The organism is Pantoea sp. ACRSB, from assembly GCF_022346905.1.
GTDB lineage: Bacteria > Pseudomonadota > Gammaproteobacteria > Enterobacterales > Enterobacteriaceae > Pantoea > Pantoea piersonii.
Genome location: NZ_JAKRNL010000010.1, coordinates 56,710 through 71,133 on the forward strand (window position 1 = coordinate 56,710; position 14,424 = coordinate 71,133).

General features: G+C 59.3%; 15 protein-coding genes. 10 read left to right on the forward strand and 5 right to left on the reverse strand.

All coding sequences use genetic code 11. The features are described from left to right. Window positions 1-49: 49 nt before the first annotated feature. From nsrR to MHZ89_RS20675, 4 genes are all read left to right on the forward strand, one after another. Window positions 50-493, forward strand: coding sequence for a nitric oxide-sensing transcriptional repressor NsrR (nsrR, locus tag MHZ89_RS20660; RefSeq protein ID WP_311784505.1), 444 nt, complete (start codon window positions 50-52; stop codon window positions 491-493). A gap of 16 nt (window positions 494-509) precedes the next feature. Next, the gene (gene rnr, locus MHZ89_RS20665; protein ID WP_311784506.1) at window positions 510-2,939 is read left to right on the forward strand and encodes a ribonuclease R; all 2,430 of its coding nucleotides are present in this window, start codon (window positions 510-512) and stop codon (window positions 2,937-2,939) included. Between the two features lie 83 nt (window positions 2,940-3,022). Further along, complete coding sequence (rlmB, locus tag MHZ89_RS20670; RefSeq protein WP_081140753.1) at window positions 3,023-3,757, forward strand: 23S rRNA (guanosine(2251)-2'-O)-methyltransferase RlmB; 735 nt, start codon at window positions 3,023-3,025, stop codon at window positions 3,755-3,757. Window positions 3,758-3,842: 85 nt separating this feature from the next. Continuing rightward, on the forward strand, window positions 3,843-5,471 hold the full coding sequence (locus MHZ89_RS20675; protein ID WP_311784507.1) for an isovaleryl-CoA dehydrogenase: 1,629 nt from the start codon (window positions 3,843-3,845) through the stop codon (window positions 5,469-5,471). Here MHZ89_RS20675 and bsmA read toward each other — a convergent pair. Next, on the reverse strand, window positions 5,445-5,771 hold the full coding sequence (gene bsmA / locus MHZ89_RS20680; RefSeq protein WP_311784508.1) for a biofilm peroxide resistance protein BsmA: 327 nt from the start codon (window positions 5,769-5,771) through the stop codon (window positions 5,445-5,447). The two genes, MHZ89_RS20675 and bsmA, sit on opposite strands and share 27 nt — an antisense overlap. Before the next feature lie 56 nt (window positions 5,772-5,827). Continuing rightward, window positions 5,828-7,759, reverse strand: a complete 1,932-nt coding sequence (locus MHZ89_RS20685; protein WP_311784509.1) for a Cache 3/Cache 2 fusion domain-containing protein — start codon at window positions 7,757-7,759, stop codon at window positions 5,828-5,830. A gap of 156 nt (window positions 7,760-7,915) precedes the next feature. Here MHZ89_RS20685 and yjfP point away from each other — a divergent pair, with 156 nt between their 5' ends. Beyond that, window positions 7,916-8,665 carry an esterase gene (gene yjfP, locus MHZ89_RS20690; protein WP_311784510.1) on the forward strand — a complete coding sequence of 250 codons (750 nt, stop codon included), beginning with the start codon at window positions 7,916-7,918 and terminating at the stop codon, window positions 8,663-8,665. 46 nt (window positions 8,666-8,711) lie between these two features. Here the strand turns inward: yjfP and MHZ89_RS20695 are convergent, their stop codons facing one another. Next, window positions 8,712-8,918: a hypothetical protein gene (locus tag MHZ89_RS20695; RefSeq protein ID WP_120455013.1), complete on the reverse strand. Its 207-nt coding sequence runs from the start codon at window positions 8,916-8,918 to the stop codon at window positions 8,712-8,714. Window positions 8,919-9,291: 373 nt separating this feature from the next. On the opposite strand from MHZ89_RS20695, the gene rpsF reads away from it, so the two are divergent. The 4 genes from rpsF to rplI are packed head-to-tail and all read left to right on the forward strand — an operon-like array spanning window position 9,292 to window position 10,732. Continuing rightward, window positions 9,292-9,687, forward strand: coding sequence for a 30S ribosomal protein S6 (gene rpsF / locus MHZ89_RS20700; RefSeq protein ID WP_120455011.1), 396 nt, complete (start codon window positions 9,292-9,294; stop codon window positions 9,685-9,687). Between the two features lie 6 nt (window positions 9,688-9,693). Continuing rightward, window positions 9,694-10,011, forward strand: a complete 318-nt coding sequence (priB, locus tag MHZ89_RS20705) for a primosomal replication protein N (protein WP_120455009.1) — start codon at window positions 9,694-9,696, stop codon at window positions 10,009-10,011. Window positions 10,012-10,015: 4 nt separating this feature from the next. Further along, entirely contained in the window at window positions 10,016-10,243 is a 228-nt protein-coding gene (rpsR, locus tag MHZ89_RS20710) for a 30S ribosomal protein S18 (RefSeq protein ID WP_000135199.1), read from the forward strand. A 39-nt stretch (window positions 10,244-10,282) separates the two neighbouring features. Then, on the forward strand, window positions 10,283-10,732 hold the full coding sequence (gene rplI / locus MHZ89_RS20715; protein WP_120455007.1) for a 50S ribosomal protein L9: 450 nt from the start codon (window positions 10,283-10,285) through the stop codon (window positions 10,730-10,732). A gap of 97 nt (window positions 10,733-10,829) precedes the next feature. On the opposite strand, the gene MHZ89_RS20720 is transcribed toward rplI, so the two are convergent. Continuing rightward, window positions 10,830-11,501 (reverse strand): LysM-like peptidoglycan-binding domain-containing protein, encoded by a 672-nt coding sequence (locus MHZ89_RS20720; protein WP_311784511.1) that lies wholly within the window; start codon window positions 11,499-11,501, stop codon window positions 10,830-10,832. A gap of 218 nt (window positions 11,502-11,719) precedes the next feature. On the opposite strand from MHZ89_RS20720, the gene fklB reads away from it, so the two are divergent. Continuing rightward, window positions 11,720-12,340 (forward strand): FKBP-type peptidyl-prolyl cis-trans isomerase, encoded by a 621-nt coding sequence (fklB, locus tag MHZ89_RS20725; protein ID WP_311784512.1) that lies wholly within the window; start codon window positions 11,720-11,722, stop codon window positions 12,338-12,340. A gap of 93 nt (window positions 12,341-12,433) precedes the next feature. Here fklB and MHZ89_RS20730 read toward each other — a convergent pair whose 3' ends face one another. Next, a complete protein-coding gene (locus MHZ89_RS20730) occupies window positions 12,434-14,377 on the reverse strand; it encodes a bifunctional 2',3'-cyclic-nucleotide 2'-phosphodiesterase/3'-nucleotidase (protein ID WP_311784513.1) in 1,944 nt (647 codons plus the stop codon). Window positions 14,378-14,424: the final 47 nt, after the last annotated feature.

Consider the following 14,424-nt stretch of genomic DNA (forward strand, 5'->3'; position numbering starts at 1 on the left):
ACGCGGACGAAGTTAATCAACACGCCATGGGTGATTCACTGAGGTAATTGTGCAGCTGACAAGTTTTACCGATTATGGTCTGCGGGCTTTAATTTTTATGGCCAGTTTGCCGGAAGGCAGAATGACGAATATTACTGAAGTCACTGAGACCTACGGCGTGTCGCGCAACCATATGGTTAAAATCATTAATCAACTCAGCCGTGCGGGTTTTATCGCTGCGACGCGCGGCAAAAATGGCGGCATCCGTCTTGGGATGGATCCGCATGATATCGTCATCGGTGATGTGGTGCGCAAAATGGAGCCGCTACAGCTCGTAGACTGCGCTGCCTGCGCCATCACGCCAGCCTGCCGCTTAAGAAAAGCGCTAAACGACGCGGTACAGCTGTTTCTGCGGGAACTGGACAGCTACACGCTGGCAGACTTAGTCGAGGGGAATGAACCCTTATACCAAATTTTATTGTCCGAACCGCCGGTGGCAATGAATCTGAAATGACATCGGAGGAACCGCTATGTCAAACGATCCTTTTCAGCAAAGAGAAGCTGAAAAATATGAAAACCCAATTCCGAGCCGTGAATTTATTCTGGCTCATCTGGAAAAACGCGAAAAACCTGCCAGCCGCGACGAGCTGGCGCAGGAGCTGAACCTCACCGACGAAGAGCACCTGGAAGCGCTGCGCCGTCGTCTGCGCGCCATGGAGCGCGACGGCCAGCTGGTCTTTACCCGTCGCCAGTGCTATGCGCTGCCGGAAAGGCTCGATCTGCTGCGCGGCAAGGTTATCGGCCACCGCGACGGCTACGGCTTTCTGCGCGTAGAAGGCCAGAAGGATGACCTCTATCTCTCCGCCGAGCAGATGAAAATGTGTATGCACGGCGACGTTATTCTGGCGCAGCCGCTGGGCGCCGATCGCAAAGGACGCCGCGAAGCGCGCGTCGTGCGCGTGCTGGAGCCGCGCAACAACCAAATCGTCGGCCGTTACTTCACCGACGCGGGCGCGGGCTTTGTGGTGCCGGATGACAGCCGTCTCAGCTTCGACATCCTTATTCCGCCGGAAGAGACGCTGCAAGCGCGTATGGGCTCGGTCGTGGTAGTCGAGCTGATGCAGCGTCCAACGCGCCGCACCAAAGCCATTGGTAAAGTCGCGGAGATCCTCGGCGACAATATGGGCACCGGCCTCGCGGTTGATATGGCCTTGCGCACCCACGAAATTCCGCACAGCTGGCCGCCTGAAGTAGAAAAACAGGTCAGCAAGCTCAGCGAAGAGGTGCCTGAAGAGGCGAAAAAAGGGCGTATCGATCTGCGTAAGCTGCCGCTGGTCACTATCGATGGCGAAGATGCGCGCGATTTTGACGATGCGGTCTACTGCGAGAAAAAACGCGGCGGCGGCTGGCGCCTGTGGGTTGCCATCGCCGACGTCAGCTACTATGTGCGTCCCGGCACGCCGCTGGATGACGAAGCGCTGCAGCGCGGCACCTCCGTCTATTTCCCGTCGCAGGTGGTTCCCATGCTGCCGGAAGTGCTTTCCAACGGGCTATGCTCGCTGAATCCGCAGGTCGATCGCCTCTGCATGGTGTGCGAGATGACCATCTCCTCCGCAGGCAAGCTGACCGGCTTTAAGCACTACGAAGCGGTCATGAACTCGCACGCGCGTCTGACTTACACCAAAGTGTGGAATATCCTGCAGGGTAACCCAGAGCTGCGCGAACAGTACGCGCCGCTGCTGAAGCCGCTGGAAGAGCTGCACAACATGTATAAGGTGCTGGAAAAAGCGCGCGAGTCGCGCGGCGGCATCTCGTTTGAGACCGAAGAAGCGAAGTTTATTTTCAATGCGGAACGTCGTATTGAACGCGTAGAGCGCACCGTACGTAACGACGCGCACAAGCTGATCGAAGAGTGCATGATCCTCGCCAATATCGCCTCGGCGCGCTTTGTCGAGAAGCATCAGGAGCCGGCGCTGTTCCGCGACCATGATCGTCCCAGCGACGACAGCATTACCAGCTTCCGCACCGTACTTAACGAGCTTGGGCTTTCGCTGCCGGGCGGCACTAAACCGGAACCGATCGACTACGCCGAGCTGCTGACGCAGATCGCCGATCGTCCGGATGCGGAAATGCTGCAGACCATGCTGCTGCGCTCGATGAAGCAGGCGGTCTACGATCCGGAAAACCGCGGACACTTCGGTCTGGCGCTGCAGTCATACGCGCACTTTACCTCGCCGATCCGCCGCTATCCCGACCTGCTGCTGCACCGCGCCATTAAATATCTTCTGGCGCAGGCTGAAGGCGAGGTGAAAGGCAACACTACGGCGACCGGCGGCTACCACTATGAGATGCAGCAGATGCTGCAGCTGGGTCAGCACTGTTCCATGACGGAGCGCCGCGCTGACGAGGCCACGCGCGACGTCGCCGACTGGCTGAAATGCGACTTTATGCAGGATCAGGTCGGCAACACCTTTAACGGCGTGATCTCCAGCGTGACCGGCTTCGGCTTCTTTGTGCGCCTGAACGATCTCTTTATCGACGGGCTGGTGCACGTCTCCTCGCTGGACAACGACTACTACCGCTTCGATCCGGTGGGGCAGCGTCTGATCGGTGAGTCGGGCGGCCGCACCTATCGTCTGGGCGATGCGGTTGAAGTCCGGGTCGAGGCGGTGCATCTGGACGAGCGCAAGATCGACTTCGCGCTGATCTCCAGCCAGCGCCAGCCGCGCGGCGAGGGCAAAACCGCGCGCGACAAGGCGAAGCGTGAAGGTAAAGCGCCGCCGAAGCGTCGCCGTCAGTTAGGTAAAAAAGGCAACTTTGAACCGAACGAGGCTTTCCGCGACGGCAAGTCAACGGCGGACAAAGGGAAGAAAGAGAAAAAAAGCAAAACCCCGTCGGAAAAAACCCGTAAAATCGCCGCCGCCACAAAGGCGAAGCGCGCCGCGAAAAAGCAGGCCTGATTCGGCCTGATGCGTTAACGGACGCTTTCTGCCGCGCAGAAAGCGTCCGCTGAAGTCCATTCAATTCTTAACTGAGCAGATCGATGAGCGAAATTATTTTTGGTATCCATGCCGTGCAGGCGCTGCTGGAGCGCGATCCCCAGCGCTTCCAGGAAGTCTTTATCCTCAAGGGCCGCGACGATCGTCGCCTGCAGCCGTTGGTGGCGGCGCTGGAAGCTCAGGGCATCGTTATCCAGCTGGCGAACCGCCAGTGGCTGGACGGTCAGGTTGAAGGCGGCGTGCATCAGGGCATCGTGGCGCGCATTAAGCCTGGCCGTCAGTACCAGGAAGGGGATCTGCCGGATCTGCTGGCGAGCCTGGAGAAACCGCTGCTGCTGGTGCTGGATGGCGTTACCGATCCGCATAACCTTGGCGCCTGCCTGCGCAGCGCCGACGCCGCAGGCGTACATGCGGTGATTGTGCCAAAAGATCGTTCCGCCTCGCTCAACGCTACCGCGAAGAAAGTGGCCAGCGGCGCGGCGGAGAACGTGCCGCTGATCCGCGTCACTAACCTGGCACGCACGCTGCGTCTGCTGCAGGAGTACAACATCTGGGTCGTGGGTACCGCTGGCGAAGCGGATCATACCCTCTATCAGAGCAAAATGACCGGGCCGATGGCGCTGGTGATGGGCGCAGAAGGCGAAGGCATGCGCCGTCTGACGCGCGAGCACTGCGACGAGCTGATCAGCATCCCGATGGCGGGCAGCGTTTCATCGCTTAACGTCTCTGTCGCGACCGGCGTCTGCCTCTTCGAAGCGGTACGCCAGCGCGGGGCGTGATCGCCGCCGCAAAACTTTTCAGATCCAGGCATAACCACGCGGCGCTCTCCCATACTTATCGGGACACGCATTGCGAGGAGTGGTTATGACCTGGACAACCCACACCGTTTTTAATCAGCCGCAGCCCCTTAGCAACAGCAATCTCTTTCTCTCCGACACGCCGCTGCGCGAAGCGCTGGCGCGCGAAGGTGCGGAGTGGGATCGCGAGTGGCTGGCGTCGGTAGGCGCGCAGCTTGGGGGCGCCGAGTCGCTGGAGCTGGGGCGGCTGGCTAACGCCGCGCCGCCGGAGCTGCTACGCTACGACGCGCGCGGCGTACGCATCGACGAGGTGCGCTTTCATCCCGCCTGGCACCTGCTGATGCAGGGCGTCTGCGCCAGTCGTCTGCACAACCTCAGCTGGCAGCCCGACGTGCTCGATCGCGCCATGGTGGCGCGCGCCGCGCGCTTTATCCTTCACGCTCAGGTCGAGGCGGGCACGCTCTGTCCGGCGACCATGACGCACGCCGCCATACCGCTATTGCAACGCTGGCTGCCCGACGCCTTTAGCGACTGGCGCGACCCGCTGCTCAGCGATCGCTACGACACCCACGCGCTGCCGGGCGATCAGAAGCGCGGTTTGCTGATCGGCATGGGCATGACGGAAAAGCAGGGCGGCAGCGACGTCACCACCAACACCACGCGCGCGGAGCCGCTGGCGGATCGCGCGCCCGGCTCGCTCTGGCGCATCACCGGCCATAAATGGTTCTTTTCCGTCCCGCAGAGCGACGCGCACCTGATCCTTGCGCAAAGCGGTAATGGGTTAAGCTGCTTTTTCCTGCCGCGTCTGCTGCCGGACGGCACGCGCAACGCCATTCGTCTTGAACGGCTAAAAGATAAGCTGGGCAACCGCGCCAACGCCAGCAGCGAAGCGGAATTTCAGGACGCTACCGGCTGGCTGCTGGGGGAAGAGGGCGACGGCGTGCGCATGATACTCAAAATGGGCGGCATGACCCGCTTCGACTGTGCGCTCGGCAGCCATGGTCAGATGCGTCGCGCCTTCTCCGTCGCGCTTTACCATGCACACCAGCGTCAGGTTATGGGTAAAAATCTGGTGGATCAGCCGCTGATGCGCCAGGTGTTAGCGGCGCAGGCGCTGCAGCTTGAGGGACAAACGGCGCTGCTGATGCGGCTGGCGCGCGCCTGGTCGCAACCGGCGCAGCCGCTGGAAGGGGTGTTCGCGCGGCTCTTCACACCGGCGGCAAAATACGCCGTCTGCAAGGCGGGCATGCCGTTTGTGGCTGAAGCGATGGAGGTGCTGGGCGGAATCGGCTACTGCGAAGAGAGCGAGCTGCCGCGTCTCTATCGCGATATGCCGGTCAACAGCATCTGGGAGGGATCGGGCAACGTGATGTGCCTCGACGTACTGCGCGTGCTGCGTAAGCAGCCGGGCGTAATGGAGATGCTGAATCAGGAGTTCGACGCGGTCAGAGGCGTCAATCGTCTGTTTGATGCTGGCTGGCGACAGCTAAAACTGCGCCTGAACCGGCTGCAGGAGAGCCAGGCGCGTGACACCGCCCAGCGCCTGTTTCTGCTGGCCACGGGCGCACAGCTGCTGAAATATGCCGAACCGCCGCTGGCGGATGCATGGTGCCGGCAGTGGCTCGACAGTCGTGGCGTCCGTCCGCTGGACAGCCTGGTGGCTGAGCGCTTACTGATGCGCGCCAGCGGTGGGTGACGCGCCGTACAGGATCGCTGTGCCGTACCAGAATCCCGGCGTCACCGTGTCGTCCAGCATAATCACCTGATAGTAAACCGCGCCGCGCTTATTGGCTTCCGCCGCCAGCGAACGCTGCGCGTCATCCGGCGAACCGCGTACCTGCGTGGTGATGCTGCCGAGCCTTGGCAAACCGGCGCTCTGCGCGCGCGTGATCTCCTGCGCCTGGTGAGTGGGCGCAGGCGGCGGTTGCGGCGTGGTTCTCATCGCCGAGCAGCCGCTTAACAGCAGCGCCATTGTCAGTAAGTAAGCGTAACGCATAACGTTTCCTCCAGAGGGACGGTGGAGTAAGTGTAAGCCACCGTCCCAAAAGAGGGTCAGGATTTCAGATGAAATACGCTGACTAACTGCGTCAGATGATGACCTTTGTGACTCAGGTTCTGCGCCGAAGCATCCGCCTGCGCCATCAGCTCGCTGTTTTCATGGGTCGCCTGACTGATCTGGTTCATCGCCAAATTGACCTGCCCAATGCCCGCCGCCTGCTCCTGCGCCGCGACGTTGATTTCGCTCATCAGCGCCTGCACCTGTTCGATATGCGACACGATATGGGTCATGGCGTCATGGGTCTGCTGCGACAGCTGGTGACCTTCTGAGACGTTGCGGATCGAGGTGGCGATCAGGCCGTCGATCTCTTTCGCCGCCTGCGCGCTGCGCTGCGCCAGCGCGCGTACTTCCGCCGCTACTACCGCGAAGCCGCGTCCGTGCTCGCCCGCGCGCGCCGCTTCTACCGCTGCGTTAAGCGCCAGGATATTGGTCTGGAAAGCGATGGATTCAATAACGTGCGTAATATCAGCAATGCTCTTAGAAGAGACCTGAATCGCCGACATAGTATTCACTGAACGGCTCACCGTCTGGCTGCCGTGGGTCACCAGGCCGCTCGCTTCCGCTACCAGCGTCATCGCCTGACGCAGGTTATCGGCGGTATGCTCTACCGTCGCGCCGAACTGCTCCATGCTGGCTGAAGTCTCTTCGACGCTGCTCGCCTGGCGGCCAATCTGCTCGCTGATATTGAGGCTGCTGGCGGCGATGGTATCGGTGCCGTCGCTGATCTCCTGCGCGGCAACGCGTACCTGGCCGACAATCTTCTCTAACCCGTCGCCGATGCCGTTAATCGCGCTAATCAGCTGGCCGACTTCATCATGGCGTTGGGTATCCAGATGCACGCGCAGGTTGCCCGCCGCGTACTGCTCAGCCAGGTGAATCACCTGCTGCAGCGGTCGGGTAATGGCGCGGCGGCTGTAGAGCACAAAGCCCAACGCAAAAATCAGCACCAGCGCCAGGCCGGTCAGCATAAACAGATTGCGGCTGTGGGTAATCGGGGCCAGCAGCGTGTCGCGGCTCACTTCGCCTACGACGATCCAGTTCCAGCCCGGAAGCTGTTGCCATGCCAGCATCTTGCTTTCGCCATCCAGCTCCGCCTCCTGCACGCCCTGCGGCTGGCTCAGCAGCGCCTGCTGCACGCTGGCGTCCCAGGCTGGCTGCTTGCCTTCGTTTTGCGCGGCAAAAAGATACTGTCCCTGCGCTGCGCCTGGCGCGCCGTTCAGCACGTAGAAATGGCCGCTGTCGCCCAGCTTGCGCGCCAGCACTTTGTCGCGCATCAGCGCGTATTGCTTATCGATTTGTACGCCGACGAACAGGATGCCGATGACGGTGCCGCCCTCATCTTTAACCGGCTGATACTGCGTGATGTAGCGGTGGCCGAACAGCGTCGCCAGCCCGCGATAGATCTCGCCACGGCTCACGCTTTTCCACGCCGCGCTGCTGCGGTCGAGACGGGTGCCGATGGCGCGGCTGCCGTCCTCTTTTTTCAGCGAGGTGGAGATACGGTAAAAGTCGTCGCCGTCGCGCACGAAGATGGTGGAGACGGCGGTAGTGCGCTGTAAAAAGTCGTCGACCGCGACCTGATCGAGGTTCAGGGTTTTAAGCCCGGCGCGCAGGGTTGGGGTCGAGAACTCCCCCACCTGAATACGCGAACTCTCGTCGCGGCTAAAGCGCTGCGGCAAAAAGCTGGTGAACAGCTGGGTATAGTTGTCGACCTCTTCGCTGAGGGTGGCGTTAAACATCGTCGCCATTTCACTGATGCCCTGCACCTGATTGTGCATGTCGTCCATGGCCAGGCTTTGTAGCTGACGGGATGCGTTGTGACTTTGGGTCAGGGTCAGGACGAACAGCAGCAGCGCGACGCTGAGAGACGTCAGTACAGACAGCTTAACTCCAAGACTCATGGTGCTGAGAGAGAGACGCTTCATAAGATACCTTTGGATGGGATTTGGGGGATATACGATTAACGGCATCGGCAGCAAAAGGTTTACCCCCTAAATCTTGTAAAGGATTTGTGAAGTTGTTCGCAGATTAAGGTTGAGGCACGTAAACTCAGCGGAGTCGACATCCACAGCGGGGCGAGCATGATTGAACTGAATACAGAACGGCTGGCGGGCATTCAGGTGCTGCACGCCGCGCCAGCGGGCCAGCGCGACGCGGCGCTGCCGACGGTGCTGCTTTACCATGGGTTCACCTCGTCTAAAGAGGTTTACGCTTATCTGGCCGTGGCGCTGGCGCAGGCAGGATTCCGCGCCGTGATGCCTGACGCCGACCTGCATGGCGCGCGCGATAATGGCAACGACGCCGTACGGCTCGCCCGTTTCTGGCAGATCCTGCAGCGTAATATTGATGAGATGCCGCAGCTGGAAAACGCGCTGCGCGCCGCTGGCCTGATTGACGGCGACCGCTTCGGCGTGGCGGGCGCGTCGCTGGGAGGCATGACCGCGCTGGGCGCGATGGCGCGCTATCCGCAGATCCGCAGCGTCGCCTGCCTGATGGGCTCCGGCTACTTTATGCAGCTGAGCCGGTCGCTCTTTCCGCCGTTGCAGGTGAACACGCCAGAGGAGCAGGCGCAGTTCGATCGGCTTATGGCACCGCTGGCAGCTTACGATCCCTGCGAAAAGCTGGAGGCGCTGGCGAACCGGCCGCTGCTGCTGTGGCATGGCGAAGCGGACGACGTGGTGCCTTTCGCCGAAACGGCGCGGTTAGTGGAGGCGCTGCGGGCCAGCGGCGAGGCGGAGAATATGACCTTCCTTTCAGAAAAGGGGATTGGTCATAAAATCACCCCTTTCGCTCTGCGCGCGCTGACGGATTTCTTTAAACAGCATCTGTAACACAGCCGGGCTGGCGGAACCCCGTCAGCCCGTTGCCCTGCAGGTATTACAGCTGATTCGACAATCGCTCCGCCGCGCTGGTGGTGGCGCTGGCGTGCGTATTGCCCGGCGCGTCCAGTCGATTGACGTAGACATAGCCTGAAGCCGCTTTGCTGCTGTTACTTCTTATCTGCTGCGCACAGTCAGTCTGGCTGGCAAGGGCGGGTGGAGACAGGAAGAGACCCAGTAAAGTGGCGATGACGAACGTTTTCATGCCCGACTCCTCACTGATGGGAACACACTCTGCGACGCCGCGAATGCAACTCACCGCGTCATGATCAAGTTTAGTGCGCGCCAGCGCCGATGCCAGACGGCAGCGCTGAACGCCTTTATCAGAAAAACTGATGGAGTGATGCGCAACCCGATGAATTTAAGGCGTTAGCACATAAAGCCTCTTTAATGACGATTTAATGAAATGTGCGCTTGAGTTTAGCGTCCGGCTTCAGTATGATTACGCGTCAATTTTTCAGCTGCATTCAGGGGCGCGTTACATTCATCGAATGTTTCACGACCTATAACGTTCCTTGCTTCCGTGGGCCGCAGCTGACCCTGACAGGAGGCTGAATAATCCGTAAGGAGCAATTTCGATGCGTCATTACGAAATCGTATTTATGGTCCATCCTGACCAGAGCGAACAGGTTCCGGGCATGATCGAGCGTTACACTGGTGCTATCACTGGTGCAGAAGGCAAGATCCACCGTCTGGAAGACTGGGGCCGCCGTCAGCTGGCTTACCCGATCAACAAACTGCACAAAGCTCACTACGTTCTGCTGAACGTTGAAGCGCCGCAGGAAGTGATCGACGAGCTGGAAACGAACTTCCGCTTCAACGACGCCGTTATCCGCAGCATGGTTATGCGCGTTAAGCACGCGGTAACCGAAGCATCTCCGATGGTTAAAGCGAAAGACGAGCGTCGTGAGCGCCGCGAAGACTTCGCTAACGAAACCTCTGACGAGTCAGATGCTGGGGATTCTGAAGAGTAATCATTCGTGACGGCCAATCGACTGCGCCTGTCTGGCACCGTGTGCAAGACGCCGGTTCGAAAAGTGAGCCCGTCAGGAATTCCTCACTGTCAGTTCGTGCTTGAGCACCGCTCAGTGCAGGAAGAGGCCGGTTTCCACCGGCAAGCCTGGTGCAGAATGCCCGTGATTATCAGCGGCACGCTTCATCAGGAGATTACTCAACATATAACGGTCGGCACGCTGCTCACCCTCGAAGGCTTCATTAGCTGCCATCAGGCGCGAAATGGACAGAGTAAAATGGTGCTGCATGCCGAGCAGATTGAATTGATAGATTCTGGAGACTAGCCAAATGGCACGTTATTTCCGTCGTCGCAAGTTCTGCCGTTTCACCGCGGAAGGCGTTCAAGAGATCGACTACAAAGATATCGCTACGCTGAAAAACTACATCACTGAAAGCGGTAAGATCGTACCGAGCCGTATTACCGGTACTCGCGCAAAATACCAGCGTCAGCTGGCTCGTGCTATCAAGCGCGCGCGTTACCTGTCTCTGCTGCCGTACACTGATCGTCATCAGTAATCGGCAACTGTCCATTAACGACTTTAAGAGGATAAGGTAATGCAAGTTATTCTGCTTGATAAAGTAGCAAACCTGGGCAGCCTGGGTGATCAGGTCAACGTTAAAGCGGGCTACGCGCGCAACTTCCTGGTACCGCAGGGCAAAGCTGTCCCGGCTACCAAGAAAAACGTTGAATATTTCGAAGCTCGTCGCGCTGAACTGGAAGCCAAACTGGCTGACGTTCTGGCTGCTGCCAACGCACGCGCTGAGAAAATCAATGCACTGGGTTCAGTGACCATCGCCTCTAAATCAGGCGACGAAGGTAAACTGTTCGGTTCTATCGGTACTCGCGACATCGCTGACGCTGTAACTGCAGCTGGCGTTGACGTGGCTAAGAGCGAAGTTCGTCTGCCGAACGGCGTTCTGCGTACCACCGGTGAGCATGAAGTTGACTTCCAGGTTCACAGCGAAGTTTTCGCTAAACTGGTTGTGAATGTAGTTGCTGAGTAATTTTACTCGGTAATGCGAAAAAGCCGGCCTTGCGCCGGCTTTTTTGTGTCTGACGATCGGGCGGCAGGAAAGGCGGCCCGTTCGTAAATCCGGCCTTTTACTGCGCGCGGATAAAGGTGCCGTCCGGCTGGCGAGTAAAGAGCACCGGGCCGTTAGCGCCGTCCACGGTCAGTCCCGTCACTACGCCTTGCGCATTCTGTCGAATCTTCACCTGCTGTCCGCTCTGCAGCGCGCTCAGCGGCTGATCGTTGCCCTCTACGCGCGCCATGGCGAACACGTCGCCCACCGGCAGATTATTGTCGCGAAACAGCTGCGCCAGCGTCTGGCCTGAGGCGATGGTGTAGTTGTGCCACTCACCCTGAGAATCCGCTTTCGGCGGCTGCGTATTCTGCTGCGGCGCTTTCTGGTCGTAAATCTCCGCCTGCATTGGCACCTCTTTTTCAGTGCTCTGCGTCTGCGGGCGCTCGACAGGGTATTGCGGCGAGCTGGATGGCCATAAAAACGCCAGCAGCATTACCAGCAGGGCGATAACGATGCCGCGCCGGTGCGCAGGCGGCAGTGGGGACATCCAGCGGATGTGATCCGTATAGTGCCAGATTTTACCGATCCAGGCGGGCAAGCGGGAAGGCGCGTCTGAAGCCATTCGTGAATCCTCCTCATCGCCAGCGGCGCGCGGCGGTTTAACAGACCGCCAGGCGAAGCGTTGGCGCAATGTGCGCAATGTGCGTGGCGCGCGCGTCCTGCGGCGTTGTGGGGCGATTTGACCCATGTATCTTCTCTTCTTTTCAGTGCTCTGGAAAAGTTGCCCTCGTCCAGATTTATAGTATGGGCAATACGGGCGCGACGTGCCTGCCAGCCTTTAGAAATATGACCTGCGTATTGTTTCTGTTTCACCGCGAAAAGTCACCTGCGCGGCGTGGGATTTTACGCCAGCGGCCCGCGCTGATATGCTTCCGGTTCAAATTAGCGAAAGAGACAGGTATCAAGATGACGACCCCTTCATTCGACAGCGTCGAATCACAAGCAAGTTACGGAATTGGTTTACAGGTTGGCCAGCAGTTGCTGGAGTCTGGTCTGCAGGGACTTCAGCCAGAAGCGCTGCTCGCGGGCCTGCGCGACGCGCTGGAAGGGAATTCGCCGGCGGTGCCGGTTGACGTCGTGCATCGTGCGCTGCGTGAAGTGCATGAGCGCGCTGAAGGCGTGCGTCGCGAGCGCGTGCAGGCGATGGCTGCTGAAGGCCAGACTTTCCTGGCTGAAAACGCGCAGCGCGAAGGCGTTAACAGCACCGAATCGGGCCTGCAGTTCAGCGTGATCAAGCAGGGCGACGGTCCAATCCCGTCACGTCAGGATCGCGTGCGCGTCCACTACACGGGCAAACTGATCGACGGTACGGTATTCGACAGCTCGGTCGCGCGCGGCGAACCGGCAGAATTCCCGGTGACCGGCGTGATTGCAGGCTGGATTGAAGCGCTGACGCTGATGCCGGTCGGCTCGAAGTGGGAACTGACGATTCCGCACAACCTTGCCTACGGCGAGCGCGGCGCTGGCGCATCCATTCCGCCATTCAGCACCCTGATCTTCGAAGTTGAGCTGCTGGAAATTCTGTAAGCTACGCCTGCGCGATTAACAAGGCGCACGCCCGGCGATTGCGCAGCGTATCAGAATGATGAAGCCAGCCCGCAGGCTGGCTTTTTTACGCGCTTATTTCTGCTGTAAATCTAGCTTCCATATAGCAAAACCGATCTCATCGCTGCCCTGCGGCTGCATCGGGTACTGCGCATGGCTGCGGATAAAGGCGGTTGCCTTCTCGCCCGGCGCGGTCTCAAAACGGATATCGAGCGGGGTACTGCTCTTTATCGGCGCCAGTCGCCAGTTGTTGTCCGCCTGCGGGCTGACTTCGCCCTGTTTTTTGGTCTCCGCGCTGATATAGGCCGCGACGACCGCGCGGTTCTCATCGGGCGCGGCGAAGGCGATAAATTTATCTCCGGTGCCCGCGAATTTGCCGCCGTAGGCACGATAGTTATTGGTGGCGACCAGGAAGGTGGCGTGCGGATCGACCGGCTTGCCCTGCCATGTGAGGTTTTTAATACGCGAAGCGTTGGGATGGATGAGCTGGCATTCGCCGTCGTAGCGCGCCGGTTGGGTCACATCGATCTGGTAATTAACGCCGTCGATCACGTCGAAATTATAGGTGCGGAAATCCCAGTTGATCAGCGACTGCGCGCTGCTGCGCTGCGGATCTATCTGGTTAAACTGACCGGCGGAGCACTCCAGCCACTCTTTTACCTGCGCGCCGCTCACTTTCATGACGACCAGCGTATTAGGATAGAGATAGAGATCGGCGGCGTTACGGAAGGTCAGTTCGCCTTTCTCTACTTCGGTATAGCTGGCGGGATCGTTCTTGCGACCGCCCGCTTTAAACGGCGCGGCGGCGGAGAGCACCGGCAAACGACCCAGATCGGGATCGCCCTGAATAAAATGTTCTACGTAAGCGCGCTGCGCGTTATTGACGATCTGTACGGTCGGATCGTCCTGTACCAGCGAAAGGTAGCTGTACATCACGTCGGCAGACTTACCGATCGGTTTCGACACAAACTCCCGCGTGGCGCGGTGATCCTCTGCCAGCACTTTAACCAGCGCCGGATCTTCCGCTGCCAGCGACTTTTTCTGCACCGCGTCGTAAATCGGGCGCGCTTCCGCTCGACTGTCGCTGACCTGCCAGCGGCCGCCTTCATGGGTCAGCACCAGATCCACAACGCCGAGATGATCGCCCCACATGCCGGGCATCACCGCTGCAACCCCGTTCAGCGTCCCTTTTTCAATATCGGCCCCTTTGATGGCGGCGAAATCTTTACCGGGAAAAACCGCATGGGCGTGGCCAAAGAGAATAGCGTCAATGCCTTTAACCTGGCTCAGGTAGTAGACCGAGTTCTCCGCCATTGCATGGTAAGGCTCGCTGCTGAGGCCGGAGTGGGGAATAGCCACCACCAGATCCGCGCCCTGCGCGCGCATCTGCGGCACATAGCGCCGCGCGGTTTCGGTGATGTCCTCTACGCGCACTTTGCCCTGCAGGTTGGCTTTATCCCACACCATAATCTGCGGCGGGACGAAGCCGATAAAGCCGATCTTCAACAGCTGGGTCTTGCCGTCGCGATCCGTTACCTGAACAGGCTTAATCAGCCAGGGCGTAAACATGGGGCGGTTGGTCTTAAGATCGATGATATTGGCGTTCACATAGGGAAAACGCGCGCCCGCCAGCGCCTTGCGCAGGTAAGGCAAGCCGTAGTTGAACTCGTGGTTGCCAAGGTTGCCGACGCTGTAATCCAGCGTATTCAGCGCCTTATAAACGGGATGGCTCTCGCCCTGCTGTAGACCTTTCGCCGCCATATAGTCACCGAGCGGGCTGCCCTGAATAATATCGCCGTTATCCACCAGCACGCTGTTCTTTACTTCCTGACGCGCGGCATGGATTAGCGACGCGGTACGTACCAGCCCGAATTTCTCGGTCGGGGTATCTTTGTAGTAGTCGAAGTCCATCATATTGCTGTGCAGATCGGTGGTTTCCAGCAGACGTAGATCAACGGTGGCGGCGTGCAGACTGACTGAAAGGCTCAGCGCCAGAAAGGTGATAGTGGGTTTAAACATGCGTGCTCCTGCTGCAAAAGGGTAAGTCTCTCAAATTAATGTAAAAG